Source organism: Pseudomonas sp. MWU13-2105, from assembly GCF_023242315.1.
Lineage (GTDB): Bacteria > Pseudomonadota > Gammaproteobacteria > Pseudomonadales > Pseudomonadaceae > Aquipseudomonas.
On record NZ_JALLIY010000020.1, the window covers coordinates 25,676 to 52,426 of the forward strand.

Here is a 26,751-nt window from a genome sequence, read left to right on the forward strand (position 1 = left end):
GTCTGTCGAAAACATCTTTTGAGACGAGCCGGGCACGCATGACCGGCACAAAATGAGGCGCGGCAGTATAACCCGCCCTTCAGCCGGGCACATCCGTCAGTGGTCAAACCAAGGTCGCAGGGACGTCGGCACCCTTCTTGCCTGCTCGCACAAGTAAAGCTGTATGAGTTTCAAAAAATTGAATAGTTATTTTTGAGCCAGATCACTAGAGTGGCAAGTGGCCTGTACGGGAAGGAAATCCCTTGAGCCCTCAGCGCACAGTGAGTCAAAGATTGACCCATAAAGCCATACAGAGTCTGTTACGCAAACGTTTTGCCCTGGCTGCCGGCACCTATCTCCTGGTGCTGTCGCTGTTATGGGTAGCGATTTTTACCGATCACTACGAGGCCAGCGTAACCACGGGCCTGATCGGTAGCGGCCTGGTGATTATCAGTCAGGGCGTACTCGGCTGGCTGTTTATCAGCGACCGCAACCGGAATTTTAGCGATCCCAGCCTGACTGAGCTGCAGGTGCTGATAGGCCTGGGTTGGCAAACCTATCTGATGGCCAACCTCGAACAGGCCCGCGGCACGTTCCTGGTGTTTTACCCGCTGGTGCTGCTGTTCGGCATGTTTCATCTGCCGCAGCGCAAGTTCGTGCGCTGCGCGGTCCTGATGTTCTTCAGCTTTGCCGCGCTCAACCTCTGGGAGGGCTATCATTTCCAGTTACCGGACCCGAGCCTGGCCTTGCTGCAGGTGTGCGTGCTGTTCGTCGTGCTGCTGTGGTTGTGCCTCTACGCCAGCTACGTGCAAGCCTCCCGCCAGCGCATGCGTCAGCGTCGCTTTGCCTTGCAGGCCCACCAGGACACCCTGCGCGGGATGATGCGCCAGTTGGAAGACCTGGTGGCGACCGATGAACTGACCGGGTTGTACAATAGACGGCATTTCCTGCGGCTGGCTTCCCGTGAGCTGGAGCTGATGGACGCGGATGTGGTCCATGGCCTGGCCTTGATCGATCTCGATCATTTCAAGCGGATCAACGATATGCACGGGCATGCCGCCGGTGACCAGGTCTTGCAGGCGTTCGCCGCGGTGGCCAATGCCTGTGTGCGCGACGGCGATGTGCTGGCGCGCTACGGTGGAGAAGAATTCGTGTTGCTGCTACCCAATGCCGACCCCGAGCGCCTGACCTCCTGTTGCGAGCGCCTGCGCCTGGCCTTCACCCAGGTGGAGCTGATGGGCCTGGCGGTAAGCAACCTGAGTCTGTCGGTGGGCATGACGCTGCTGGGGGTGGAAGACGACCTCGACAATGCCTTGCAGCGTGCCGACCAGGCGTTGTACCGCGCCAAGCGCGACGGTCGTAATCGCTGCTGCGCGGCCTGGGAATACACCGATGCCTGAGCTGCGGGTCGGCACGCGGGGCTGGTCGGTGGAAGCCGGCAGCAACCTGCTCGATGCCTTGAACCAGGCGGGGGTGGCGGTGCCCTACAGTTGCCGGGCGGGCAGTTGCCATGCCTGCCTGGTGCGTTGCGTGCGGGGGGAGCCCCAGGACAATCGACCGCAGGCCCTGGCCGTTGCCCAGCGCGAGCGCGGCTGGCGGTTGGCCTGTCAGTGTCAGGTACGTGAAGATCTTCAGGTTGAAGTCTTCGATCCGCGTCGTGACGGCCTGTCGGCAACGGTGCTCGAACTGGACTGGCTGAGCCCGACGGTGCTGCGCCTGCGCCTGCTGCCCGAACGCAGCCTGCGCTACAGCGCCGGCCAGCATCTGGTGCTGTGGACGGAGCAGGGGATCGCCCGGCCGTACTCGTTGGCCAGCCTGCCCGAGGAGGACCGCTACCTGGAGTTCCACCTCGACTGCCGACACCCCGGCGCATTCAGCGACGCGGCCCGCCGGCTCCAGGTCGGCGCGCCGATTCGCCTGGGCGAACTGCGCGGCGGAGCCTTGCATTATGATCCGGACTGGCACGCCCGGCCGCTCTGGCTGCTGGCGGCCGGTACGGGCCTGGCACCGTTATGGGGAGTGTTGCGCGAGGCGTTGCGCCAGGGGCACGCGGGACCGATTCGCCTGGTTCACCTGGCCCACGACGCCAGTGAGCACTATCTGGCGCCTGCGCTGGAGGAACTGGCCGCGGAGTTTCCCAGCCTGAGCGTCGAATATGTCACTGGGGCCGAACTGCCGGACTTTCTGGCCAAACTGCGCCTTGTCTCCCGGCAAACCCTGGCTCTACTCTGTGGTGCCCCGGCGAGTGTCGAGGTGTTGGCCAAACGCCTGTACCTGGCCGGACTGCCACGCAATCAGCTGTTGGCCGATGTATTCGTGCCGCACGCCTGAGCGCGGGACCCACAATAAGAGAGTTTCCATGACTGACGCGATTGTGCTGGAGCGCGAAGGCAGCTTGCTGACCCTGCGCCTGAACCGTGCCGACAAGAAGAACGCCCTGACCCGCTCCATGTACAGCCAGTTGGGCCAGGCCCTGCGCGAGGCGGATGGCGACCCCGGGATCAGCGCGGTGTTGATCCGTGGCAGCAGCGAGTGTTTTACCAGCGGCAACGACATTGCCGATTTTCTCGAAGAGCCGCCGAGCGGTCTCGACAGCCCGGTGTTTGCCTTCATGCGCAGCCTGCTCGATTGCCGCAAGCCGGTGATCGCCGCGGTGGCGGGCCCGGCGGTGGGGATCGGCACGACGTTGCTGCTGCATTGTGACCTGGTGTACGTCAGCGCCGATGCCCGTCTGCGCATGCCATTCGTCAATCTGGGGTTGTGCCCGGAGTTCGGCTCCAGCCTGTTACTGCCACGGCTGCTCGGTCACGCCCGGGCGGCGCAACTGTTGCTGCTGGGCGAGGGTTTCAGCGGCGAGCAGGCGGCGACCTGGGGCCTGGCCAGCGAGGCGTTGCCCAATGGTGAACTGGCCTTGGCCAAGGCGCGGGAGGTGGCGCTGCGTTTCGAGAAGTTGGCCCCGGCGGCGGTGCAGGCCAGCAAGCAATTGATGAAGGACCCGGATCGCGAGCAACTGCGCCAGGTGCTGGAGGCCGAAGCCGTGCTGTTTATCCAGCGCTTGCGTTCGCCCGAGGCCATTGCGGCATTGTCGGGGTTTATGAACAAGCGCTGATCCGCGTTTTGGCCACCATGAAAAAGCCCCGCCCTCTTGCGAGAGGCGGGGCTTTTTCATGGTGCTGTAGCGAGGATCAGACCAGTGGGTCGCCCACGTGCAGGATCTTCATGCCGTTGGTACCGCCGATGGTGTGGTAGCTGTCGCCCTTGGTCAGGATGACCCAGTCGCCTTGCTCGACCACGCCGCGCTTGAGCAGCTCGTCGACCGCGGCCTGGCTGACTTGCTCAGGCGGCAGCGAAGCCGGGTCGAACGGCACGGTGTAGACACCACGGAACATCGCCGCGCGGGCCTGGGTTTCACGATGCGGGGAAAACGCGTAGATCGGCACCGAGGAACGAATCCGCGACATGATCAACGGCGTGTAACCGCTTTCGGTCAGGGCGATGATCGCCTTGACGCCCGGGAAATGGTTGGCGGTGTACATGGCCGCCAGCGCGATGCTCTGGTCGCAGCTTTCGAAGACCTTGCCGATACGGTGGCTGGAGGTCTTGCTGGTCGGATGCTTTTCGGCGCCGACGCAGATCCGTGCCATGGCTTGCACCGCTTCCAGCGGATAGGCACCGGCGGCACTTTCGGCCGAGAGCATCACGGCGTCGGTGTAGTCCAGCACTGCGTTGGCTACGTCGGACACTTCGGCACGGGTCGGCATCGGGTTCTGGATCATCGACTCCATCATCTGGGTCGCGACGATCACTGCCTTGTTGTGGCGGCGCGCATGCAGAATGATTTTCTTCTGGATGCCCACCAGCTCGGCGTCGCCGATTTCCACACCGAGGTCACCACGAGCCACCATCACTGCATCGCTGGCCATGATCAGGCCGTCGAGGGTTTCGTCGTCGGCCACGGCTTCGGCGCGTTCGATCTTCGCCACCAGCCAGGCAGTACCGCCAGCCTCGTCGCGCAGCTTACGGGCGTACTCCATGTCGGCGGCGTCGCGCGGGAAGGAGACCGCGAGGTAGTCGACTTCCATTTCGGCGGCGAGCTTGATGTCGGCCTTGTCTTTTTCGGTCAGGGCCGGGGCGGTCAGGCCGCCACCGCGACGGTTGATGCCTTTGTGGTCCGAAAGCGGGCCACCGATCAACACCACGCAGTGCAGCTCGGTGTCGGTCGCGGTTTCAACGCGCATGACCACACGGCCGTCGTCGAGCAGCAGTTCGTCGTTGACGCCGCAATCCTTGACCAGGTCCGGGTAGTCGATACCGACGACCTGCTGGTTGCCCTCGGTCAGCGGATGGCTGGTGGAGAAGGTGAAGCGATCACCGACCTTGAGTTCGATACGTTTGTTGGCGAACTTGGCGATACGGATCTTCGGGCCCTGCAGGTCACCCAGCAGCGCGACGAAGCGCCCGTGCTTGGCGGCGAGGTCGCGCACCAGCTTGGCACGAGCCTTGTGCTCGTCGGGAGTACCGTGGGAGAAGTTCAGACGGGCAACGTCCAGGCCAGCGAGAATCAGCTGTTCGAGAACTTCCGGCGAGTTGCTGGCCGGGCCCAGTGTGGCGACGATTTTAGTACGACGAACGGACATGCAGAGACTCCTGAGTTCAAGCGCAGCGAAAGGCTACTATGGTCCTCGGCTGTAGTCATTGTTCATTTGCACTACTTTTCGGCCTATGATTTTTTTCGAATAGGTTGTTTGGCGAACACTCTGGAGATTTTCGTCATCGGGTCGATACACTAGCAAGAACAGGAGACCCCCCATGCGAATTTTGCTCGTTTTAGCCCTGGCAGCCAGTGTGGTTGGTTGCACCCGCTGGTCGATGAACAGTCATCTGAACAATGCCTACCGCTCCTATGATCGCGGTAATTGTGAAGACGTCATGCTGCAGCTGTCCCAGGTCGACCGGGAGAGCCGTACCCGGCCCTATGTCCAGCCGGAAGTGTCGATGCTGCGCGGCCAGTGCCTGGAGCGACAGAAGCTGTTCGTCGACGCGGTACAGACCTATCAGTTCATCATCGCCCAGTACCCTTACAGCGAATACGCGTATCGGGCCCGGGCGCGCCTGGAAACCTTGCGTCAGCTGGGGCACGCGGATGGCGCGGTGCCAGCCCAGCCCAGCCCCGCGCCTTTGTAGTCCGTCGTTGAGCAATGATGCTTGAAATATCAACTGGCTCTCTGCCAGCTTTACGCTAACATTCGAGTGTGTGGTTTCAGTTTTTTCAATTCTTTTGAATTGAAAGCCATGGCTCGGTAGCTGTTGTGCGGTAGGGCGATTGGCCTCTGCCGCGCCGGGACCAAGGGAGGGCAGTGCCGTTCGTCTGCTCCGAAGCATTAGCGCAGCCATGCTGAATGGCTTTTATAGCGATTATTGCCATGCCTACTGACCGTCGAATCGAGCGGCATCAACTGCCTTATTTCCTGCAAGTGTTCAATCGCCATACCGGCAAGCCTATTGGCTACCTGGGGAATGTCTGTGAAGGGGGGCTGATGTTGATCAGTCAGTTGCCCTTGCTGGTCAAGGCCGAGTTCGAGCTGCAGCTGAGGCTTCCGCTCAGTGATGGCAGCCAGCAACTGATCGATCTGCGCGGCCGCTGCCTGTGGTGCCATGAGGAGACTTCCCCGGGTTACTACGACTCGGGGTTCAAGCTGCTCGAGTCGACCGCGGAGTATCTGCAACTGGTGGCGGCGTTGCAGCACTACTTCAGCTTCCATCCGTTGGAGGCTTCCGCGTAGTGCGGGGTGTCGAGGAGCCTGGATCCTATAGGGTTCCGGCTCTCTTCCAACTCAGGTAGCGACTGACCAGATCGGCACCCAGCTCGCTTGGGCGGGCGTCGAGCACCGGCACACCATGGGCGGCCAGCCGTTCATGGAGGGTGGCCCGGGCATTCAGGTAATCCACCGTGCCGCAGTAGGCCAGGGCCTCGGACAGGGTCTGCACCGGTGCCTGGCGCAACTGGTCGAGCACTTCCTCGCGCAAACTGGCCACCAGCACCCGATGTTGCCGGCCCAGGCGTTTGACCGCCGTCAGCAGGGCCTCATCGTCGTCATCGCGCAGGTTGGTCACCAATACCACCAGGGCCCGGCGTTTCTGTCGGGCCAGTAGTTGGCTGGCCGCGGCCTGGTAGTCCGCCGGACGCTGGCTGCTGTTCAGGTCGTAGACGCTGTTGAGCAATACATTGAGTTGACCCTGGCCCTTGACCGGGGCGAGAAAGCGCGGCTGTTCGCCGGCAAAGGTGCACAGGCCCACCGCATCGCCCTGGCGCAAGGCCACGTAGCTGAGCAACAGGCAGGCGTTGAGGGCATGGTCGAAGTGCGCCAGTTCGCCGTCCTGGCTGCGCATCCGTCGGCCGCAATCGAGGAGGAAAACGATCTGCTGGTCACGCTCGTCCTGGTACTCCCGGGCGATCGGCGTGCGCTGTCGGGCCGTGGCTTTCCAGTCGATCTGGCGCAGGCTGTCGCCTTCGCGAAACTCGCGCAGCTGATTGAATTCCAGGCCCAGGCCGCGCCGCTGGCGTTGACGCACACCGAGCTGGCTGAGCCAGTTGTCCACGGCCAGGAGCTGGGCGCCGTAGAGACGGGCGAAGTCCGGGTAGACGCGGGTGGCATCGGCCAGTTCCAGATAGCGCCGTTCGGACCACAGCCCCAACGGGCTGGGCAGGCTGACTTCGCAACGTTCGTAGCGAAAATGGCCACGGCTCAAGGGCCGCACGCGGTAGCTCAGTTCGCTGCCTTCGCCCGCTTGCAAGGTGATCGCCTGGGGCAGGTTGGCGAACGCCAGGCCGGCGGGCACATGATCGAAGAGTTGCACCCGCAGGGGCGTGGGGTGGCCGTGACTGAGCGCGATACGCACTTCGCCCCAGCGGCCCAGGGCCAGGCTGCCGGGTAAATGGCGCTGCAGGCGCGGCGAGGGCACGCGCCTGAGCCGGGCACCATCGAGCAGGCTCAATAGCAGCAAGGCCAGGAGCAAGCCCCAGGCAATCGAGCCGAGGCGCTCGGGCAACTCGACGCCCAGGGCCCTGAGCGCGCCCAGGCCGAGGCCCAGGGCCAGGAGCACGCCGAGCCAGATCAGCAGCAGCCGTGAAGGTCTCATGGACTTGGGGGCCTCACTGGCGCGGCGCCGGGACCTGGTCAAGCAGTTGCTTGAGCACCTGGTCGACCGACAAACCTTCGATATCCAGCTCGGGGGCGATCCGCACCCGATGTCGCAGCACCGCCAGGGCGCAGCCCTTGATATCGTCGGGGATCACGAATTCACCGCCACGCAACAAGGCCCGGGCCCGGGCGCCGCGGACCAGGGCGATGGACGCCCGCGGCCCGGCACCGAGGGTCAGGCCCGGCCAGCTGCGGGTGGCCCGGGCCAGGCGCACGGCGTAGTCAAGGACCTGCTCGTCCAGCGGCAACTCGCTGGCGATCCGCTGCAGGGCCAGCACGTCCTTGGCCTGCAACAGGGTGCGCAGGGGTTGTACTTCGAGCATGTCGGCTCTGGTCGAGCGGGTCACCTGGCGAACCATATCCAGCTCTTGCCCGGCGTCGGGGTAGTCCATGCGCAGCTTGAGCATGAAGCGGTCCAGCTCGGCTTCGGGCAGCGGGTAGGTGCCTTCCTGTTCGATCGGGTTCTGGGTGGCGAGTACCATGAACGGCTGGGCGATGGGCAGGGCGCGGCCTTCGAGGGTGACCTGGCGTTCCTGCATGGCCTCGAGCAGCGCCGCCTGGGTCTTTGCCGGGGCACGGTTGATTTCATCCGCCAGCAGCAGGTTGGTAAACAATGGGCCCTTGCGCAGCTTGAACTGTTCGGTCTGCAGGTCGTAGACCGCATGGCCGGTGACATCGCTGGGCATCAGGTCGGGGGTGAACTGGATACGCGCGAAGTCGCCGCCGAAGCAGCGCGCCAGGGCCCGCACCAGCAGGGTCTTGCCCAGTCCCGGGACGCCTTCGAGGAGCACGTGGCCGCCGGCGATCAGCGCGGTGAGCACATCATCGATTACCGTGTCCTGGCCGATCAGCACTTTTTGCAGTTCGTGGCGCACCGCCTGGGCCAGTTGGCTGGCGCGATGCCGCTGCTGCTGGGCATGATCCTGGGCGTCGACCGGGCTGCTCGGTTCGGCTTGTTGTTCGCTCATAGGGCATTCCTGAGAGTTTGCAGGTGGGCGACCTGGCGGCTGAAGTCGACGCTGGAAAGGCGCTGCTTCGGCCGCGGGCGCAAGGCCTGGCTGATGGCACTGGTGGGTTGGCGGGTCAGGCGCGCGAGCATCTGCCATTGTTCGGCAACGCCGAGTCGTTCGAAACCGGGGTGACGTTTGCGGGCGCGGCGCAGGATGTCCTGTTGCAAGGCCTGGAGCAGGGCCTCATGGCCGCTGCGCCGCAGCAGGAAGTCGGCGCTGGCCCGCAGGTGTTCCTGCAATTGTCGACGTGCCCGCGAGGCAGGAGCCTGCAACGGCCCCTGGCGCAGGCCGACATGCCATAGCCACAGGCCGAGGAGGGCGGCGAGGGCGACCAGGGCCTCGGGGAAGTAGCGCCACAACAACGTGAGCAGGTTGTCGTGCTCGGTGTTGAACAGCAGCGTCACTTCGCTGTCCTGGGCCAGGTACCAGAGCAGCCAGGCGTTGTCGTAGCGACCGATGGCGCGGTTGGTCCAGAGGTCGGCGTCGGTCAGCACGGTGACGCTGCCGGCGCCGTAGTCCAGTTGCATCAGGTGGGTGGAGGTCGCGCTGTTGGCCCAGGATTGCGCCAGCTCCTTCGGGTCGGACAAGTGGAACTCGGTGTCGAAGCTGAAGTAGGCCGGGGCGTCCTCGTCCTCCAGGTACATGCGGGTCAACAGCGGGTAACGGTCGTCTTCCGGTTCCGGGCCGTCACCCTTGAGGTCCTTGCTCAGCAGTTGGCGCAGTTGCACGCGGTCGAGCAGCAGGTCGCCGCTTTTCCCGGTCCTGGGGTCCCACAGGGCCTCGGCGACAAACAGCAGCCGGCCGCCGGCCCGGGCCCAGTTGAGCAACTGGTCGGCCTGGCGCGGGGTCATGTTCGAGCGCTCGCCCAGCAGCAGCAGGCTGCGCCCGCGAGGGTCGAGACCGGGGAGGATATCCAGGCTGTTGGCATGGCTGACCTGCAGGCCGCGCGCGCGCAGGTACTGTTCGGCGGCCAGGTAAGGGTTGGCGCGGGCTTCGGGTGCGGGGCCGTGATCGATGACCTCGGTGTAGGGCGTGGCGTTGTGATAGAGGTACAGGCCCGTGCCGGCGAGCAAGGCCAGCAGCACCAGGCCGATCAACCAGGCAAGCCGCCGACTCATCGGAGTGCCCCCGGACCGAACAGCTGCCGCCAGCCTTCACACAGTGCCTGTTGCTGTCCGGCGGCCGGCAGGCGATGGCCGTAGGCGAGATTCTGCCAGTGGCCGGTCAGCTCCTGGCTGAAGGCCTGGAGGGCGGGTTCGCGCAACTGGGCCAGCCGCTCCAGGACCTGGCCTTCGGTATCGGCACTTTTCAAGGGTAATTGGTAGTCATGCAGCAGGCGGCTGAGCAGGCCACGGTAGAGCAGGCTCATTGCTTCGCGCGGCTGTTGGGGCCAGAGGGCTTCGGCGCTGGCGGCGATATCGTCGGGCAGGGTGTCGATGCCCAGCGCCAGGCCGAACAGTTGTGGCGTGGCGCCTGGGATGGGCTTGGCGCGAGGCTGCGGGCGCAGGCCGACGAAGGTCCGCAAGCCATCCCGATAACGCCAGGCCAGCCAGGCCAGCGCGCCAAACAGCGCGGCCCAGAGCAGGATCTCCAGGCCTTGGGCGAGGGTGCCGGCGATGCGGCTGTCAAAACGTTCCAGCAAGGCCTTCAGCCAGCCGGAAGTGGATTTGTCGTGGCGCTCGGCGGAAGTTTCGCCCAGCCGCCAGCGGGTGACGGTTTCCGGGTTCTTGAACGGCGGTGCCTGCAATTGCGCCTTGATCGCCTCCTGGGACGCCTGGCTGGTCAGCGCTTGCTTGAGCAGCCGTGGCGTGCTCGGCGCGGGCGGTTCGGCGGCCATGACCGGCGGCGCGAAGGGCGGCGAGCACAGGCCGACGCCGAGCAACAACGCGGCAACCACCGGTAGCAGGCGCTGGCGCAATTGGCGGAAGATCAGTTCGATGTCCCAGGCTTCGAGCACGGTCCTGCGATTGAGGTAGAGGCTGAAGCCGCAGGCGATATAAATCGGTTCCCAGAGAATCAGGATCAGTGCGTAGAAGGCGTTGCTCAGGTGTTCCAGCCAGAGCCACTCATGCCGGGCGGCGAACAGCAGTTTCTGCCAGTGCCAATCGATGTCGATCTGTCGCGGCAATAATAGATAGAACAGCGCCATCAGGCCGATCCACAGGACATATTCCAGGTGTGCACCGATCAGCGTCAGCCAGCGCGCCGCGCGCAGGCTCTGGGGCAACAGCACCCGCAGGCGCTGTTGGCGGGCCTGCCCGTCGAGGCCTTCAAGTTGTTGCACTGGCAAGGTGAAGCTGCGGCTCAAGCTCAGGCGGCGCCAGGTCAGGCTCGCCAGCAGTTGCGGCTTGAGCAGGCGCGGCCAGGCCTTGAGTGCCTGTTTCAGGCTGGGGGTATCGCCGAACAGGGCCTTGGACAGGATATATAGCGGCAAACGCTCGAACGCCGGTTTCAGCCACCAGAACAGCAGCAGGGCAATGGAGGGGTGTTCCCAGAGCAGCAGGCTCAGGAGGGCGAAGACCGGCAAGGTGAGCAGTGCCCAGGAGCCCATCAGCAAGCCGCGATGTTGCTGGGCCAGCAGCACGCCGAGGTCCATGGCTTCCCAGGTGCTGCGGGGGCGAATGGCGACGCTGGCGTCAGTCAGGCGCATGCTTGCTCCGTCCGGCCAACAACAGATAGGCGCCCACCAGCAGCCAGAGTCCCGCGCCCAGCGCATATTTGATCTGCGGTGCGAGGTGGCTGATGGAAGACCAGTAGGCTTCGATAAAGGCGGCAATCAGCAGGAACAGGATCACTCCGCTGACGATCTGGATGCTTTTCCGCGCACTCAGGCGCAGGGCCTCGCCGCGGGGCAGGCGGCCCGGCGCCACCAGCGCCCAGCCCAGTTGCAGGCCGGCGGCCCCGGACAGGACGATGGCCGTGAGTTCGAAGGCACCGTGGCCGATGACAAACGACCAGAAGGTCTGTCCGTAGCCGATCTGGGTCAGGTGGCCGGCCACCGCGCCGATCGTCAGGCCGTTGAACAGCAGGAAGAACAGGCTGCCCAGGCCGAACAGCAAGCCGCCGGCGAAGGTCTGGAAGGCAATGCCGATGTTGTTCATGATGTAGTAGCCGAACATTACCCAGTTTTCGCTGGAGGCTCGCGCGGCGGTGCGTCCCAGGCTGCTGGCGGCGGGGTCGTACATGGCCTGCATGTCGGCGACCTGCTGCGGGTTGACGATGCTGTAGACCAGGTCTGGAAACAGATAGACCAGTATGCCGGTCAGGCCCAGGCTGGCAAAGAACAGCACACCGGCGACCAGCACGAACGGCCATTGTTCGCGTACCAGGCGTGGGAAACCGGCGAAGATAAAGCCCAGCATCGAGGCGCCGAGGTGGCTGCGATGCCGATAAAGTTGCTGGTGCCCGCGCAAGGCCAACTGTTGCAGGGCGTCGACCAGATGGCTGCTGTAGCCGCGTTCCTGGGTCAGGGCCAACTGTTGGCACAGACGCCGGTAATGGGCGGGGAATTCGCGCAGGTCGATGGCTTTCGCCTTGCCGCGCTCCAGCTGTTCGAGCCACTGGGCAAAACGTTGCCACTCGGGCTGATGGCGGCTTTCGAAGAGGCTCTGTTTCATAGCGGCCCCAGCAGTCCATGGGCAATGCCGTTCAATTCAGCCGCGGCCCGGGACGCCGGCACGCCCAGGGGCGTCGCCAGCAACGCCGCCAGCTCCCGGGTGCGTTCGGCGCTGAGGTCGCCCTGGCGCTCGGCGAAGCTCAACACGGCACGCTGTTCCGCCAGGCGCAGGACGAAAGGCGCGTTGCGTGGTGTCGCCTGGGGCAAGCTGGGACGCGGCAGCGGTTGTTCGCGATAGACCACCAGGGTGCCGCCGGCCAGGTCGCCGAGGCGCTTGAAGGTCGGGTGCTGCAGGCAACTGATTGCCCCGAGGAAATAACCGAATGGCAGCATGTCGACAAAACGCAGCAGGTTGCGGGTCAGGGAGGCGGCCCAGCCGATCGGCGTGCCGTCGTCATGGACCACGCGCAGGCCCATCATCTGCTTGCCCGGCGAACGGCCCTGGTTCAACACTTCGAACAGCACCATGTACCACCAGCTGACGAGAAACAGCACGATCGAGCCGAGGCCCAGTCCCAGCTTGCCGAGCAGCATCAGGCTGCTCAACAGGACCCCGAGCAGCAGGCCGCGCACGCCCAGGTCGATGGCGAACGCCACTGCCCGCACGGGCAGGCCCGCCGGGCGCAGGGGCAGGTCGATACCTTCCGGGGTTTCGACCCGGTAATGAGTGTCCAGGGGGATTGGCAGCGCGGTCTTCCTTGTCGGTGCTGAAATCGACGGCATAGTGGCGGGTCCTTGCGGACAGAGGCCCGATCCTAGCCAGCGGCGCCTGGCTAAGCAACTTAACTCTGTAATGAACGGTATCGAAATCGCAGCGTCAAGTTGTTACGGGATGCTGGTCCGAGGGGGCGTTGAACGCCTAGACTGCGTCGGTCTTCTGTTCAGGAACCCGCCGTGACCTCTATCTTCTGGTACGACTACGAAACCACCGGGATCAATCCGCGCTGTGATCGCGCCTTGCAGGTGGCGGGCATCCGTACCGATGCCGAGCTCAACGAGATCGATGAACCGGTCAACCTGTATTGCCGGCCGAGCGAGGATATCCTGCCGCACCCGGCGGCTTGCCTGATTACCGGCATCACCCCGCGACAGCTCGCCGAGCAGGGCCTGGCGGAGGCCGACTTCATGACCCGGGTGCACGCCCAGCTCGCCCTTCCGGGGACCTGCGGTGCCGGCTACAACACCTTGCGGTTTGACGACGAGGTCACCCGTTACAGCCTGTATCGGAACTTTTTCGATCCCTACGCCCGCGAATGGCAGGGCGGCAACAGCCGCTGGGACCTGATCGACGTGGTGCGGGCGACCTATGCCCTGCGTCCGCAGGGGATCGTCTGGCCCGAGGAGGATGGACGGGTGACCCTGCGGCTCGAACGCCTGAGCGCGGCCAACGGGATCGATCATGGCCACGCCCACGAAGCCTTGTCCGATGTGCGTGCCACCATTGCCCTGGCGCGGTTGATCCGTGAGAAGCAGCCGAAGTTGTATGACTGGCTATTCCAGTTGCGCGGCAAACAGCGGGTCATGGACCAGATTCGTCTGTTACAGCCGATGGTGCATATTTCCGGACGCTTTTCGGCCGCGCGTCATTACCTGGGGGTAGTCCTGCCATTGGCCTGGCACCCGCGTAACCGCAATGCCTTGATTGCCTGTGATCTGTCCCAGGATCCGCGGCCGCTGCTCGAACTGGATGCCGAGACCTTGCGCCAGCAGCTTTATATCCGTCAGGAGGAGCGCGCTGAAGGACAACTGCCGGTGCCACTCAAGTTGATTCATATCAACCGTTGCCCGGTGGTGGCGCCGCTGAAGGTATTACGTGGCGAAGATCAGCAGCGCCTGCAGTTGGACATGGCGCTTTATGAGGCGCGCCGCCAGCAACTGAGTGACACCCAGGAAGTTTGGCGAGATAAAGTCCAGGCCCTTTATGCCGGCGAAGATTTCGCCCCCAGCGAGGATCCGGAGCAGCAGTTATACGACGGCTTTATCGGCGACCGTGACCGGCGTTTGTGTGAGCAAGTTCGCTGTGCCGACCCCGAGCAGTTGGCGCGTGGGCAATGGCCTTTCGATGATGAGCGTTTGCCGGAATTATTATTCCGTTACCGGGCGCGGAACTTTCCCGACAGCTTGAGTGAAGAAGAGCAACAACGCTGGCGGACATTCTGCCGAGAGCGTCTGAGCACGGCGGCGCGGGGCGCGCCGAATACCCTGGCGGATTTTACCGAGCAGCTCATGAAGTGTTTGCCGAATGCGACAGCGGTGCAGCGGCAGGTGCTGGAGCAGTGGCAGGACTATGCACAATCTTTGTGCGCGCGCTTTAACATGGTGGCCGGTTAAACCGGTCGGCGATTAAATGCCAGGCAATAAAAAACGCCAGCAAGCTGGCGTTTTTTTGTAGGTCGCGAATAGCGTCCGTGACCGGCTTGGCTTAGCCCAGCAGGGTAGCCCAGCCTTCAACCACGTCGCCGCCCCACTTGGCTTTCCACTCTTTCAGAGTCTTGTGGTTGCCGCCTTTGGTTTCGATCACTTCACCATTGTGCGGGTTCTTGTATTGCTTGACCTTGCGCGCGCGCTTGGTGCCGGTGGTTTTCACGGCGCCGCGTACGGCTTTGCCGGATTTGGCTTGTGGGTCCAGAATGGAGATGACGTCTACCAGCGACTTGTTGTACTCGCCCAGCAGAGTGCGCAGTTTGCTTTCGAATTCCATTTCTTTTTTCAGCGCGCCGTCTTTTTCCATTGCAGCCATTTGGGCCTGCAGTTCTTGGATGGCGTTCTTGGTGTCGTGGTATTTCTGGATCAGGGACATGGACACTACCTTATGTTGAGTCAGGACGACAGGGGTACAGTGACGCAATAGTAGTCAGAGTGTTTGAGCAAGTAAACATTTAATAGAGAGTTTATTGCATTTAATTTGAAACTTAGGCACGGCCTTGTCAGAGACTTAGATGTTTTCGGCGCGGCGGCCAAGAGCTGTCTTGTTGTGACGATGTTTGAATTATCGTGGTGTTGCGCCGAGGCATCGGGGAACGCCCACTACAGACGAGGGGAGAAGCCCTGGGTGGGCGGGAGTGGGGCTCCGGTGCAACGAATACTGCAGTTTTTCCGCGTACTCGCTAGAATGACGACCTTTGCGAAGTTCTGGAGTTTCCCCCTCATGCGCACTTTCCGGCTGGTGATTGCCTGCCCCGACCGCGTTGGCATCGTTGCCAAAGTCAGTAACTTTCTGGCGTCTTACAACGGTTGGATCACCGAAGCGAGCCATCACTCCGACAACCTCAGTGGCTGGTTCTTCATGCGTCACGAGATTCGTGCCGACAGCCTGCCGTTTGGCCTGGAGGCCTTTCGTGAGGCGTTTGCGCCGATCGCCGAAGAATTTTCCATGACCTGGCGCATCACCGATACCGAGCAGAAGAAGCGCGTGGTGCTGATGGCCAGTCGCGAGTCCCATTGCCTGGCGGACCTGTTGCATCGCTGGCACAGCGACGAGCTGGATTGCCAGATCGCCTGCGTGATTTCCAACCACGACGACCTGCGCAGCATGGTCGAGTGGCACGGTATTCCTTATTATCACGTGCCGGTGAATCCTCAGGACAAAGAGCCCGCCTTTGCCGAAGTATCGCGCCTGGTCAAGCATCACCAGGCCGATGTGGTGGTACTGGCGCGCTACATGCAGATCCTGCCGCCACAACTGTGCCAGGAATATGCGCACAAAGTGATCAACATCCATCACAGCTTCCTGCCGTCGTTCGTCGGTGCCAAGCCGTATCACCAGGCGTCCCTGCGGGGCGTGAAGTTGATTGGGGCAACTTGCCACTATGTAACCGAGGAGTTGGATGCCGGCCCGATCATCGAGCAGGACGTGGTGCGTGTAAGTCACAGTGATAGTATCGAGGACATGGTGCGTTTCGGTCGCGATGTCGAGAAGATGGTGTTGGCCCGTGGCCTGCGTTATCACCTGGAAGATCGTGTGCTGGTGCACGGCAACAAGACCGTGGTGTTCTGACAGCCCGTTGACGGGCCTGGAGGCGTGGCAATGAGCGATCCACTCGACAAGGCAACCTCCAAGGCGCCGCCGACCGTGGGTGAAGGTTGTCTGAGCCGTTACGACAGCGACGCCATGAGCAGTGAAGACGGCACCGAGTTTCCCGGTGCCGCCGAGCTCTGGCAGCGCTTGCGGGAAGAAGAGGCCAAGGCCGAAAACTCCCGCGGGGATTGCGCGTCGCTTAAATCCTGAAACTGCCTACCAGTTGTTTCAACCGTGCCGCCTGCTGTTCCAGGTCGGCACAGGCCCGCAGGGTCGATTGCAGGTTTTCCACGCCTTCCTGATTGAGGGTGTTGATCTCGCTGATGTCCATGTTGATCGACTCGACCACCGAGGTTTGTTCTTCGGTCGCGGTGGCGACGGACTGGTTCATGCCGTCGATCTCGCCGATCCGCAGGGTCACGCTGCTCAAGCGCTCGCCGGCCAGGTTGGCGATTTCCACGCTTTCCTGGCTGTGGCGCTGGCTCTGGCCCATGGTGCCGACCGACTCCCGGGCACCGACCTGCAGCTCCTCAATCATGGTCTGGACTTGCTGGGCCGATTCCTGGGTACGGTGAGCCAGGTTGCGCACTTCGTCCGCGACCACCGCAAACCCGCGTCCGGCCTCACCGGCCCGGGCTGCCTCGATGGCGGCATTGAGGGCCAGCAGGTTGGTTTGCTGGGAAATGCTGGTGATCACTTCGAGAATCTGCCCGATATTCACCGTCTTGCTGTTCAGCGATTCGATGTTGGTGCTGGAGGTGGCGAGCATTTCCGACAGCTGGTGCATAGCCTTGATACTGCGCTCCACCACCTGCTGACCGTCCGCGGCCAGGCCGCGGGCGTCGCTGGCCTGGGTCGAGGCCTGGGCGGCATTGCGGGCGATTTCCTGGGCGGCGGCGCCCAACTGGTTGATCGCCGCGGCGACACTGTTGGTGCGGTTGGCCTGTTCATCGGAGTTGAGCATCGATGAGTTGGAGGCGCTGACCACCCGCAGGGCCACTTCGTTGACCTGCTGGGTCGCCGAGGAAACTTCGCGAATCGAGGTGTGGATACGTTCGACGAAGCGGTTGAAGGCGCTGCCGAGGAGCCCGAACTCGTCCTGGGACTCGATCGTCAGGCGGCGGGTCAGGTCGCCTTCACCGTCGGCGATATCCTGCATGGCGCGGGTCATCACGTGCAGCGGTTGCATCAGCGCGCGGATCAGCAGGCCGAGCAGGGCGATGATGATCAGCACGGCGACGGTGGTGGCAACCGCGGCCGAGCTGCGGAATTTGCTGAGCATCGAGAAGGCCTTGTCCTTGTCCACGGACAGGCCGACATACCAGGTGACCGAGGACAGGCCCTTGATCGGGGCGAAGGCGACGATGCGGGTCTTGCCGTTGACCTCGGTTTCGCTGATCTCGTTGCCGATGCGCGGAGTGTCCCGGGGATAGGCATCGCTGAGGTTTTTCATCACCAGGGCCTTGTCCGGATGGACCAGGATCTTGCCGTCGGCGCTGACCAGGAAGGCGTAGCCGTTGCCGGCGAAACTCAGGGCGCTGAGGCTGTCGGCGATGGCTTGCAGGCTCAGGTCGCCGCCGACCACGCCGATGCCCTGGCCGGCCTTGCGCACGGTGTTGACGATGGAAATCACCAATTGTCCGGACGCCAGGTCGATATAGGGTTCGGTCAGCGCCGCGCTGTTGCTGTTCTCGGCACTCTTGTACCAGGGGCGGGCGCGCGGGTCATAGCCGTCGGGCATCTTGCTGTCCGGGCGGATCATGAAGCTGCCGTCCTTGTTGCCCAGGTAGGCACCCATGAACGTCGAGGTGATGGCCTTCTGTTCCAGCAGGTTGGAGACGTTGGCCGGATCGGCGTTGAGGGCGACCGACTGGGCCAGGTTTTCGACCAGCAGGCTGCGGCCGTTCAGCCAGGTCTGGATGTCGTTGGCGGCGACGCCACCCATCTCATGCAGATAACTGTTGAGGTCGTCGCGGATCGCATTGCGTTGCAGGTAGTCGTTGTACAGCGTGAACAACGAGAAGGCGGCCAGCACGATCAGCGATGCGGCGAGCAGGATCTTGTGGCTGAATTTGAGGTTTTTGTTCATTTCTTGGGGGAGGGCCGGATTGTTGTTTTGATAGTTTTCTGGGTTAGCGCCTTGCTATCGACCAGGCCGGCGCAAAGATTAACCAGGGCGCCGACGTCCCGCCGAGCGGACGAGGTCGGCGAGCTTCTCGGGATGGCGTCGGGATGCCAGTGCTGAGCAGTTGCCCGGTGGCTCAGGCCTTGGGCTTGGCGTGGCTGGCCAGGCGCTCCAGGGCGGCGCGCAGGTTCGGATCGCTGATACCGTCGGCGGTGTCCTGGATGGTTTGCGCCGCATTCATGGACAAGTCCATGGTGTGTCCCACCGCGCCCTGGGGGACGGTCGGTGGCTGCACCTTGAACAGGATGCGGGTCAGGCTTTCGAATACCTCGAACGCCTGTAATTGCCGTTGCAGGCGTTTTTGCTGGTAACGCAGGCGGGTCGCCCAGTGCCCGTCGGTGACGATCAGTAGCAGGCTGCCTTCACGCCACGAAGCCACGTGGCAGTGTTCGCGGGCCGCGGGTTGCAATTGGCTTTCCACCAGGCGCTGCAAATGCGCGAGACGTTGGGCATGGCTGAAAATGGCTTTCAGCGGCTTGGCTTCGCGAAGCAGGGCGGCGGGTGCCCGGGCCGTGAGAGGGCGAAATGCCATTATTCAGACACCTGAAGAAACAGAGTCGCCATGGTAGCAGAAGCACCCGCTCTACCTGCGGCCATTGATGTGAATCGTCTTTGGCCCTAAAGTCCGCGGTCAACGTCTGCGCTCGATGGCTTGAAGTTCGGGAAAAAGACCTTATTTTAGAGTGGCCCCGTCACAGCGCTGTGCCAGTATCGTGGATCAACGCCACTTTCCTCACCATCGTTTCCGGGTAGAATACTCGTTCGCATGCGGCCATGAGGGCTGCTCGGGCGACTCACGGGGCCGCCCTCCATCCCTATGTGTGGAAGAACCTGCCGATATGTTTGCGCCTTTGTTAAAGAAACTTTTTGGAAGCAAGAATGAGCGTGAAGTCAAACGCATGCTCAAGACGGTACAGATCGTCAATGCCTTCGAAGAGCAAATGGTGGCCCTTTCGGACGAGCAGTTGCGTGCCAAGACCGGAGAGTTCAAGGCCCGCATAGCCCAAGGTGAGACCCTCGACAAACTCCTGCCCGAAGCCTTCGCGGTTGCTCGCGAAGCCGGCAAGCGGGTGATGGGCATGCGCCACTTCGACGTGCAGTTGATCGGCGGCATGACCTTGCATGAAGGCATGATCGCGGAAATGCGCACCGGTGAGGGTAAAACCCTGGTGGCGACCCTGGGCGTCTACCTCAACGCGCTGTCCGGCAAGGGCGTGCATGTGGTGACGGTGAACGACTACCTGGCCCGCCGCGACGCCAACTGGATGCGTCCGCTCTATGAGTTCCTCGGCCTGACGGTCGGCGTGGTCACGCCGTTCCAGCCGCCGGAAGAGAAGCGTGCCGCCTACGCCGCGGACATTACCTACGGCACCAACAACGAATTCGGTTTCGACTACCTGCGCGACAACATGGCGTTCAGCATGGAAGAGAAGTTCCAGCGCGAGCTGAACTTCGCCGTGATCGACGAAGTCGACTCCATCCTGATCGACGAAGCCCGTACCCCGCTGATCATCTCCGGCCAGGCCGAAGACAGCTCGCGGCTGTACACCGAGATCAACAAGCTGATCCCGCGCCTCCAGCTGCACGTCGAGGAAGTGGAAGGCGTGGTGACCAAGGAAGGCCACTTCACCGTCGACGAGAAGACCCGTCAGGTCGAGCTGAACGAAGCCGGTCACCAGTTCATCGAAGAGATGCTGACCCAGGTCGGCCTGCTGGCCGAGGGCGAGAGCCTCTACTCGGCGCACAACCTGGGCCTGCTGACCCACGTATATGCCGGCCTGCGCGCCCACAAGCTGTTCAATCGCAATGTCGAATACATCGTCCAGGACGGCCAGGTGGTCCTGGTGGACGAACACACCGGGCGGACCATGCCCGGGCGTCGCCTGTCCGAGGGCCTGCACCAGGCCATCGAGGCCAAGGAAAACCTCAATATCCAGGCCGAAAGCCAGACGTTGGCGTCGACCACCTTCCAGAACTACTTCCGCCTGTACACCAAGCTGTCCGGCATGACCGGTACCGCGGACACCGAAGCCTTCGAGTTCCACCAGATCTACGGCCTGCAAGTGACGGTCATCCCGCCGAACAAGCCGTTGGCTCGCAAGGACTACAACGACCTGGTGTTCCTCACCGCCGAAGAGAAGTACGCGGCGATCATCACCGACATCAAGGAGTCCCTGGCCCAGGGCCGTCCGGTGCTGGTGGGTACGGCGACCATCGAGACCTCCGAGCACATGTCCAGCCTGCTCAATCAGGAGAACATCGAGCACAAGGTCCTGAACGCCAAGTTCCACGAGAAGGAAGCGGAAATCATCGCCCAGGCCGGTCGCCCTGGCGCCCTGACCATCGCCACCAACATGGCCGGTCGCGGTACCGACATCCTGTTGGGCGGTAACTGGGAAGTCGAAGTGGCGGCCCTGGACAACCCGACCCCTGAGCAGATTGCCCAGATCAAGGCCGACTGGCAGAAGCGTCACCAGCAGGTGCTCGAATCGGGCGGCTTGCAGGTGATCGCCTCCGAGCGTCACGAATCGCGGCGTATCGACAACCAGTTGCGCGGTCGCGCCGGTCGTCAGGGTGACGCCGGTTCCAGCCGTTTCTACCTGTCCCTGGAAGACAGCCTGATGCGCATCTTCGCCTCGGACCGGGTGAAGAACTTCATGAAGGCCCTGGGCATGCAGCCTGGCGAAGCGATCGAGCACCGCATGGTGACCAACGCCATCGAAAAGGCCCAGCGCAAGGTCGAAGGCCGCAACTTCGACATTCGCAAGCAATTGCTCGAGTTCGACGACGTCAACAACGAACAGCGTAAAGTGATCTATCACATGCGTAACACGTTGCTGGCCGCCGACAATATCGGTGAAACCATCGCCGACTTCCGTCAGGACGTGCTCAACGCCACCGTCAGTGCCCATATTCCTCCACAGTCGCTGCCCGAGCAGTGGGACGTGGCGGGCCTGGAGTCGGCCCTGCAGAACGATTTCGGGGTGAAACTGCCGATCCAGCAGTGGCTCGACGAAGACGATCACCTGTACGAAGAGACCCTGCGCGAGAAGCTGCTCAACGAGCTGCTGCTGGCGTACAACGAAAAAGAAGAGCAGGCCAGTGCCGAAGCACTGCGCACCTTCGAGAAGCAGATCGTACTGCGGGTTCTCGACGACCTGTGGAAAGACCACCTGTCGACCATGGATCACCTGCGTCACGGCATCCACTTGCGTGGTTATGCGCAGAAGAACCCGAAGCAGGAATACAAGCGCGAGTCGTTCACCCTGTTCTCCGAGCTGCTGGACTCGATCAAGCGCGATTCGATCCGCGTCCTGTCCCACGTCCAGGTGCGTCGCGAAGACCCGGTCGAAGAAGAGGCGCGCCTGCGTCAGGAAGCCGAAGCCCTGGCTCAGCGCATGCAGTTCGAACACGCTGAAGCACCGGGCCTGGACGCGCCGGAAGTCCTCGGCGAAGAAGTTGATGTTGCCCTGGCCACCGCGCCGGTGCGCAACGAGCAGAAGCTTGGCCGTAACGAACTGTGCTACTGCGGTTCGGGCAAGAAGTACAAACACTGCCACGGTCAGATCAGCTAAGCCCTTGCGGGTCTGAACCTTGAAATATCCGCGCCGCGACCGGCATGCCGTCGCGGCGTTTTTCCATTTGCAACACTGCCCTTGTAACGGCAGTGCAGACATCCCATTGAAAGGAGCGCATTCATGGCTGTTGGTCTTGGTCCTTTGCCCACGTTGCACCCGGTTGCCGGTTTTGAACTCGGTATCGCCTCGGCCGGCATCAAGCGCCCGGGGCGCAAGGATGTGGTAGTGATGCGCTGTGCCGAAGGTTCCACGGTGGCGGGGGTGTTCACCCTCAACGCATTTTGTGCCGCTCCGGTGATCCTGGCCAAGCAGCGCGTCCAGGGCACCGTGCGTTATCTGTTGACCAACACCGGCAATGCCAACGCCGGTACCGGCGAGCCGGGCCTGGCCGCCGCCGCGCGGACCTGCGCCAAGCTGGCCGAGCTGACCGGTGTCGACGCCAGCGCAGTACTGCCGTACTCCACCGGGGTGATCGGCGAGCCGTTGCCGGTGGAAAAAATCGAAGGTGCCTTGCAGGCCGCCCTGGATGACCTGTCCGTGGACAACTGGGCCGCTGCCGCCACCGGCATCATGACCACCGACACCCTGCCCAAGGGAGCCAGCCGTCAGTTCCAGCATGACGGCGTGACCATCACCGTCACCGGGATCAGCAAGGGTGCGGGGATGATCCGCCCGAACATGGCGACCATGCTCGGCTACATCGCCACTGACGCCAAGGTCTCCCGCGAGGTCTTGCACAGCCTGATCCTGGACGGTGCCAACAAGTCGTTCAATCGCATCACCATCGACGGCGACACTTCGACCAACGATTGCTGCATGCTGATCGCCACCGGTCAGGCCGGGCTGCCGGAAATCACCGAGGCCCGCGGTCCGTTGTTCGACGCGTTGAAAAAGGCTGTGTTCGAAGTCTGCATGGACGTGGCCCAGGCTATCGTCCGTGACGGCGAGGGTGCGACCAAGTTCGTCACCGTCGAAGTCAACGGTGGTGGCAATCACCAGGAATGCCTGGATGTCGGTTACACCGTTGCGCATTCGCCGCTGATCAAGACCGCGCTGTTCGCCTCCGATCCGAACTGGGGCCGTATCCTCGCTGCCGTCGGCCGTGCCGGCGTGCCGGAACTGGATGTGAGCAAGATCGATGTATTCCTGGGCGAAGTCTGCATCGCCAGCCGTGGTGCCCGCGCGGCGAGCTACACCGAGGAACAGGGTTCGGCGGTGATGGCTCGGGAAGAAATCACCATTCGTATCGAGTTGGGCCGTGGCCAGTGCAGTGAAACCATCTGGACCACCGACCTGTCCCACGAGTATGTGAAGATCAACGCGGAATATCGCACCTGATCCATAGGTTCGAGCAGGAGGTTTCAACGTGAAACGCGTTCATGTGGCGGCGGCGGTTATCCGTGGTGTTGACGGTCGCATCCTGATTGCCCGGCGGGCGGATACCCAGCACCAGGGCGGTCTCTGGGAGTTTCCCGGTGGCAAGGTCGAGGACGGCGAAGCCGTCGAGGTGGCCCTGGCGCGCGAGCTCCAGGAAGAACTGGGCATTGTGGTCAGTGCCGCCCGACCGTTGATCAAGGTCCGCCACGATTACCCGGACAAGCAGGTGTTGCTGGATGTCTGGGAGGTTTCCGCCTTTACCGGCGAACCCCACGGTGCCGAAGGCCAGCCGCTGGCCTGGGTCAGCGCCCGGGAACTGGCCGACTATGAGTTTCCGGCGGCCAATCAGCCGATTGTCGCGGCAGCGCGTTTGCCGGCCGGGTATCTGATTACCCCGGACGGCCTGGAGACCCCGCAGTTGCTCAAGGGGATCCAGAAGGCGATTGCCGGTGGGATCAAGCTGGTCCAGCTGCGGGCGCCCAACGGCTATGACCCGCAATACCGCGATCTGGCGGTGGATGCGGTGGGCTTGTGTGCGGGCAAGGCGCAACTGATGCTCAAGGGCCCCTTCGAATGGCTGGGAGACTTCCCGTCGGCGGGCTGGCACCTGACGTCCGCGCAGTTGCGCAAGTACGCCAGTGCAGGGCGGCCGTTGCCGGCGGAGCGCTGGTTGGCCGCTTCGTGCCATAACGCTGAAGAGCTGGCCTTGGCCGAACAGATGGGCGTGGATTTCGTCACGCTATCGCCGGTGCAGCCGACGCAGACCCATCCTGAGGCGCAACCCTTGGGCTGGGAACAGGCCGGGCAGTTGATCGTGGGCTTCAACAAGCCGGTGTATCTGCTGGGCGGGGTTGGACCGAATGAGTTGCCGCGGGCCTGGGGAGCCGGCGCGCAGGGCGTGGCCGGTATTCGGGCGTTCTGGCCGCAATAACGACGGTTCGGGTGTCCCGCGAACTTGTGGCGAGCGGGCTTGCCCGCGCTGGGGGGGCGAAGCGCCCCTGAAACCAGCTAACGCGGTCTGTCAGACAAACCGAGGTGATCGGTTTTACGACTGCTTCGCAGTCGAGCGCGGGCAAGCCCGCTCGCCACAAAATTCAGCCCGGCTGCTGGTCCAATGCGGTTCGATCCTCAGTGAGAGATCGGCTTCTTCGCCGCTTCCCACAATATCTCGGCAATCTTCTCGCGCCGTGCAATCAAGCGTGCCGCGACGAACAGCAGATCCGACAGTCGGTTGATGTAAGCCAGCCCGACTTCACCCAAAGGCTCCACTGCATTCAACTGCTGGCAACGCCGCTCGGCGCTGCGCGCCTGGCTGCGACAGACATGTGCCTGGGCGATCAGCATCGAGCCACCCGGCAGGATGAAGTTTTCCAGCGGCCCCAACTCTTCGTTCCAGCGGTCGATGGCGCTTTCCAGACGCTGGATTTCGGCGGCCTCGAGGGCCTGGTAGGTCGGCATCGCCAGTTCACCGCCGAGGTCGAACAACCGATGCTGAACCGGCGCCAGCACTTCGATCAGTTCATTCAGCTCCGGATGGATCACCACCAGCTCGGCCAACCCGGCCAGCAGCAGCCCCAACTGGCTGTTGAGCATATCGACTTCGCCGATGGCTTCGATCCGCGGATGGTCCTTTGGCACCCGACGTCCATCGCCCAGTCCCGTTTCCCCGGCATCGCCGGTGCGTGTGTAAATCTTCGACAGACGAAAACCCATGCTCAAGACTCCGCTTTGCTCAGTTCGGGAAGCGCCGCCTGGCTGCCGGCCAAGGGCAGGCGCAGGGTGACGCAGGTACCTGCCCCCGGCGCCGATTGCACTTCCATCTGGCCTTTATGGTTATTGGTGATGATGAAGTAGGACACCGACAGGCCCAGTCCGGTGCCCTGGCCGATTTCCTTGGTGGTGAAAAATGGTTCGAAGGTACGTTTGCGAATGTGCTCCGGCATGCCGACACCGTTGTCCTCGACCTGGATTTCGGCCCAGGGCGGATTCAAGCGGGTGCGCAGGGTAATGCGCCCCGGTTCACTGTCGTTCTCACGCTGGTGGATGGCCTGGGCGGCGTTTTTCAGCAGGTTCAGCAGCACCTGTTCCAACTCGTTGGCGGTGCCCGGGACCGGTCCCAGTTGTGGGTCGAACTGACGGATGATCGCCTGGCCCTTGAAGTCGAAGCCGATGGTCAGGTCGAAGTCGTTGCCGGCGATCTCCACCGCCTGATCGATCAGCGCCGGCAGGTCGCAGGGGGCCATCTCGCGATTGCTGCGTCGGCTGAAACTGAGCATATGGGTGACGATCTTCGCCGCCCGCGCACCGGCTTGCTGGATGCCATCGAGCAGTTGCGGCACCTCGCGGCTTTGCAGGTAGCGGTTGACGGTGTCCAGGTCGATACCGGCCTGTTGCGCGTATTCGAGGTTCTTCGGCAGCTCCGGGGACAGGCGCCGGCGGATGTTCTGCACGTTATGCAGGATCGCCCCCAGGGGGTTGTTGATTTCGTGGGCCATGCCGGCCGCCAAACCGCCGACCGAGAGCATCTTCTCCGACTGCACCATCATTTCCTCCAGCGACAGGCGCTGGGAGATATCGTCGATGCGGATCACCACGCCGCGTCCGGCCCCGCCCATCAACGGGTAGAAAGTCAGGGCATAGTGCCGGGCTTCGTCGTCCTTGATCCAGGTCACCCGCTCGATCTTCGTCACACTGTGTTGCTCGACGGTCTCCTTGAGCTGCGGCAGGAACGGCTTGAGCGGTTCGAAGGCGAGGAAGATCGGCTGGTTCAGCGCTTCGTCCAGCGGCGTGCCAGACAGGGCGCTGGCCTCCTGGTTCCACTGGGTGACATAGAGCTGTTCGTCCAGGGCGATCAGGGCCGAGGGCATGGAGTCGATGATGCTGTTGAGGTAGTTCTGGAAGCCTGTGAGCTTTTTCTCGATCTTGCTGCGTACCTGGACTTCGAGTTCCAGCTTGCGGTTGGTGTGGCGGGTTTCCTCGGCCAGCCCCTGGGCCTGGTCGTAGGCGGCCTGGGAGTCGTCGCGGGCGCGCTTGAGCTGCTGCTCCCGGGCCTCGATCCGCGACAGCATGGTGTTGAAGGCTTCGGCCAGGCTGCCGATCTCGTCGTGGTTGCCGCGCGAGGCCCGCAATGAGTAGTTCTCTTCCCGGGTAACCTGGCGCGACAGCTCTTCGAGTTCGTGGATCGGCCGGGTGATCAGGCGCTTGATCTGGCGGGCGATGATCAGCCACAGCAGGATACTGAAGGTCAGGATGCCAAGGCTGGCGGTCAGGGTGCCGGTATAGAACGCCACCGGCAGTTCGCTGCTGGCCACCAGTAACAGGTGCCCGGGTGCCGAGCCCGGGCGCGGTATCTCGACGACCTGGTTGCTGCGAAACTCGGTCAGGCGCCAGGCTTCGATGTGGCGAAAGCGTTCCGGCAGTTTCAGCAGGTCGCCATGTTGCAACTGCGCCAGGCGATTGCCCGGGCCGTCATAGATGGCGGCGGCGCGCAGCGGCGAGTAGCTGTCGAGTTCCTTGAGCAGGGCTTCGGCGGCTTGCGGCGAGTCGAGGGCCTGGCTGATCAGATCCGGGCTCGACACCAGCCGACCGATGGTCTGCAAGGCCTGGGGCGCCATGCTCTCCTGGGAGATCCAGTAGGCGGCGCTGATGAATGTCAGGTTGGCGACCAGCAATACGGTGGTCAGCAGGACCAGCAGGGCGGCGAGGAGTTTCTGGCCGACCGGCAGGTTTTCGAGGCGCTGGCGCAGAGGCATCGGTTGTCCTGTTTCGAGAGGCGAATGGCGGCGG

23 protein-coding genes and 1 pseudogene are annotated in these 26,751 nt (G+C 63.0%); 11 read left to right on the forward strand and 13 right to left on the reverse strand.

Annotation, left to right across the window (positions count from 1 at the left end; all coding sequences use genetic code 11):
* Window positions 1-272 precede the first annotated feature (272 nt).
* From M5B96_RS25810 to M5B96_RS25820, 3 genes are read left to right on the forward strand one after another with little or no spacing between them, the layout of a single operon-like run.
* Window positions 273-1,379, forward strand: coding sequence for a sensor domain-containing diguanylate cyclase (locus M5B96_RS25810; RefSeq protein ID WP_248799811.1), 1,107 nt, complete (start codon window positions 273-275; stop codon window positions 1,377-1,379).
* On the forward strand, window positions 1,372-2,310 hold the full coding sequence (locus M5B96_RS25815) for an iron-sulfur-binding ferredoxin reductase (protein ID WP_248799812.1): 939 nt from the start codon (window positions 1,372-1,374) through the stop codon (window positions 2,308-2,310). The genes M5B96_RS25810 and M5B96_RS25815 overlap by 8 nt, the downstream gene beginning before the upstream one ends.
* A 28-nt stretch (window positions 2,311-2,338) precedes the next feature.
* Window positions 2,339-3,088, forward strand: coding sequence for an enoyl-CoA hydratase (locus tag M5B96_RS25820; RefSeq protein ID WP_248799813.1), 750 nt, complete (start codon window positions 2,339-2,341; stop codon window positions 3,086-3,088).
* Window positions 3,089-3,164: 76 nt separating this feature from the next.
* Here M5B96_RS25820 and pyk read toward each other — a convergent pair whose 3' ends face one another.
* Complete coding sequence (gene pyk, locus M5B96_RS25825; protein WP_248799814.1) at window positions 3,165-4,616, reverse strand: pyruvate kinase; 1,452 nt, start codon at window positions 4,614-4,616, stop codon at window positions 3,165-3,167.
* 172 nt (window positions 4,617-4,788) lie between these two features.
* Here pyk and M5B96_RS25830 point away from each other — a divergent pair, with 172 nt between their 5' ends.
* Window positions 4,789-5,163, forward strand: coding sequence for a tetratricopeptide repeat protein (locus M5B96_RS25830; protein WP_248799815.1), 375 nt, complete (start codon window positions 4,789-4,791; stop codon window positions 5,161-5,163).
* Between the two features lie 239 nt (window positions 5,164-5,402).
* Complete coding sequence (locus M5B96_RS25835) at window positions 5,403-5,762, forward strand: PilZ domain-containing protein (protein WP_248799816.1); 360 nt, start codon at window positions 5,403-5,405, stop codon at window positions 5,760-5,762.
* Window positions 5,763-5,787: 25 nt separating this feature from the next.
* Here the strand turns inward: M5B96_RS25835 and M5B96_RS25840 are convergent, their stop codons facing one another.
* From M5B96_RS25840 to M5B96_RS25865, 6 genes are read right to left on the reverse strand one after another with little or no spacing between them, the layout of a single operon-like run.
* Complete coding sequence (locus tag M5B96_RS25840) at window positions 5,788-7,119, reverse strand: DUF58 domain-containing protein (RefSeq protein ID WP_248799817.1); 1,332 nt, start codon at window positions 7,117-7,119, stop codon at window positions 5,788-5,790.
* 13 nt (window positions 7,120-7,132) lie between these two features.
* Window positions 7,133-8,149, reverse strand: coding sequence for an AAA family ATPase (locus tag M5B96_RS25845; RefSeq protein WP_248799818.1), 1,017 nt, complete (start codon window positions 8,147-8,149; stop codon window positions 7,133-7,135).
* Window positions 8,146-9,309, reverse strand: a complete 1,164-nt coding sequence (locus tag M5B96_RS25850; RefSeq protein ID WP_248799819.1) for a DUF4350 domain-containing protein — start codon at window positions 9,307-9,309, stop codon at window positions 8,146-8,148. Before M5B96_RS25850 ends, M5B96_RS25845 begins: the two co-directional genes overlap by 4 nt.
* On the reverse strand, window positions 9,306-10,841 hold the full coding sequence (locus M5B96_RS25855; protein WP_248799820.1) for a DUF4129 domain-containing protein: 1,536 nt from the start codon (window positions 10,839-10,841) through the stop codon (window positions 9,306-9,308). Before M5B96_RS25855 ends, M5B96_RS25850 begins: the two co-directional genes overlap by 4 nt.
* Entirely contained in the window at window positions 10,828-11,808 is a 981-nt protein-coding gene (locus M5B96_RS25860; protein WP_248799822.1) for a stage II sporulation protein M, read from the reverse strand. The genes M5B96_RS25855 and M5B96_RS25860 overlap by 14 nt, the downstream gene beginning before the upstream one ends.
* Complete coding sequence (locus M5B96_RS25865; protein ID WP_248799823.1) at window positions 11,805-12,530, reverse strand: RDD family protein; 726 nt, start codon at window positions 12,528-12,530, stop codon at window positions 11,805-11,807. Before M5B96_RS25865 ends, M5B96_RS25860 begins: the two co-directional genes overlap by 4 nt.
* 171 nt (window positions 12,531-12,701) lie before the next feature.
* On the opposite strand from M5B96_RS25865, the gene sbcB reads away from it, so the two are divergent.
* Window positions 12,702-14,138 (forward strand): exodeoxyribonuclease I, encoded by a 1,437-nt coding sequence (sbcB, locus tag M5B96_RS25870; protein ID WP_248799824.1) that lies wholly within the window; start codon window positions 12,702-12,704, stop codon window positions 14,136-14,138.
* Between the two features lie 91 nt (window positions 14,139-14,229).
* On the opposite strand, the gene mvaT is transcribed toward sbcB, so the two are convergent.
* Window positions 14,230-14,607, reverse strand: coding sequence for a histone-like nucleoid-structuring protein MvaT (mvaT, locus tag M5B96_RS25875; RefSeq protein ID WP_248799825.1), 378 nt, complete (start codon window positions 14,605-14,607; stop codon window positions 14,230-14,232).
* Window positions 14,608-14,955: 348 nt separating this feature from the next.
* Between mvaT and purU the strand changes: the two genes are divergently transcribed.
* Complete coding sequence (purU, locus tag M5B96_RS25880; protein ID WP_248799826.1) at window positions 14,956-15,804, forward strand: formyltetrahydrofolate deformylase; 849 nt, start codon at window positions 14,956-14,958, stop codon at window positions 15,802-15,804.
* 30 nt (window positions 15,805-15,834) lie between these two features.
* On the forward strand, window positions 15,835-16,035 hold the full coding sequence (locus tag M5B96_RS25885; RefSeq protein WP_248799827.1) for a hypothetical protein: 201 nt from the start codon (window positions 15,835-15,837) through the stop codon (window positions 16,033-16,035).
* On the opposite strand, the gene M5B96_RS32830 is transcribed toward M5B96_RS25885, so the two are convergent.
* The 3 genes and pseudogenes from M5B96_RS32830 to M5B96_RS25895 all read right to left on the reverse strand — a co-directional run bounded on the left by M5B96_RS32830 (window position 16,025) and on the right by M5B96_RS25895 (window position 18,542).
* On the reverse strand, window positions 16,025-16,789 hold the full coding sequence (locus tag M5B96_RS32830; protein ID WP_412548653.1) for a methyl-accepting chemotaxis protein: 765 nt from the start codon (window positions 16,787-16,789) through the stop codon (window positions 16,025-16,027). The two genes, M5B96_RS25885 and M5B96_RS32830, sit on opposite strands and share 11 nt — an antisense overlap.
* A gap of 93 nt (window positions 16,790-16,882) precedes the next feature.
* Window positions 16,883-17,914 (reverse strand): annotated as a pseudogene (locus M5B96_RS32835) (cache domain-containing protein); the annotation flags it as partial.
* 172 nt (window positions 17,915-18,086) lie between these two features.
* Window positions 18,087-18,542, reverse strand: a complete 456-nt coding sequence (locus M5B96_RS25895) for a DUF721 domain-containing protein (protein ID WP_248799829.1) — start codon at window positions 18,540-18,542, stop codon at window positions 18,087-18,089.
* Between the two features lie 307 nt (window positions 18,543-18,849).
* Between M5B96_RS25895 and secA the strand changes: the two genes are divergently transcribed.
* The 3 genes from secA (at window position 18,850) to M5B96_RS25910 (ending at window position 23,896) form a co-directional block, all read left to right on the forward strand.
* Window positions 18,850-21,585 carry a preprotein translocase subunit SecA gene (secA, locus tag M5B96_RS25900; protein ID WP_248799830.1) on the forward strand — a complete coding sequence of 912 codons (2,736 nt, stop codon included), beginning with the start codon at window positions 18,850-18,852 and terminating at the stop codon, window positions 21,583-21,585.
* A gap of 123 nt (window positions 21,586-21,708) precedes the next feature.
* A complete protein-coding gene (argJ, locus tag M5B96_RS25905; RefSeq protein ID WP_248799831.1) occupies window positions 21,709-22,926 on the forward strand; it encodes a bifunctional glutamate N-acetyltransferase/amino-acid acetyltransferase ArgJ in 1,218 nt (405 codons plus the stop codon).
* Between the two features lie 28 nt (window positions 22,927-22,954).
* Window positions 22,955-23,896, forward strand: coding sequence for a Nudix family hydrolase (locus M5B96_RS25910; RefSeq protein ID WP_248799832.1), 942 nt, complete (start codon window positions 22,955-22,957; stop codon window positions 23,894-23,896).
* A 197-nt stretch (window positions 23,897-24,093) separates the two neighbouring features.
* Here M5B96_RS25910 and M5B96_RS25915 read toward each other — a convergent pair whose 3' ends face one another.
* Both M5B96_RS25915 and M5B96_RS25920 read right to left on the reverse strand, forming a co-directional pair.
* Complete coding sequence (locus M5B96_RS25915; RefSeq protein WP_248799833.1) at window positions 24,094-24,678, reverse strand: cob(I)yrinic acid a,c-diamide adenosyltransferase; 585 nt, start codon at window positions 24,676-24,678, stop codon at window positions 24,094-24,096.
* Window positions 24,679-24,680: 2 nt separating this feature from the next.
* Window positions 24,681-26,717, reverse strand: a complete 2,037-nt coding sequence (locus M5B96_RS25920; protein ID WP_248799834.1) for an ATP-binding protein — start codon at window positions 26,715-26,717, stop codon at window positions 24,681-24,683.
* Window positions 26,718-26,751 lie beyond the last annotated feature (34 nt).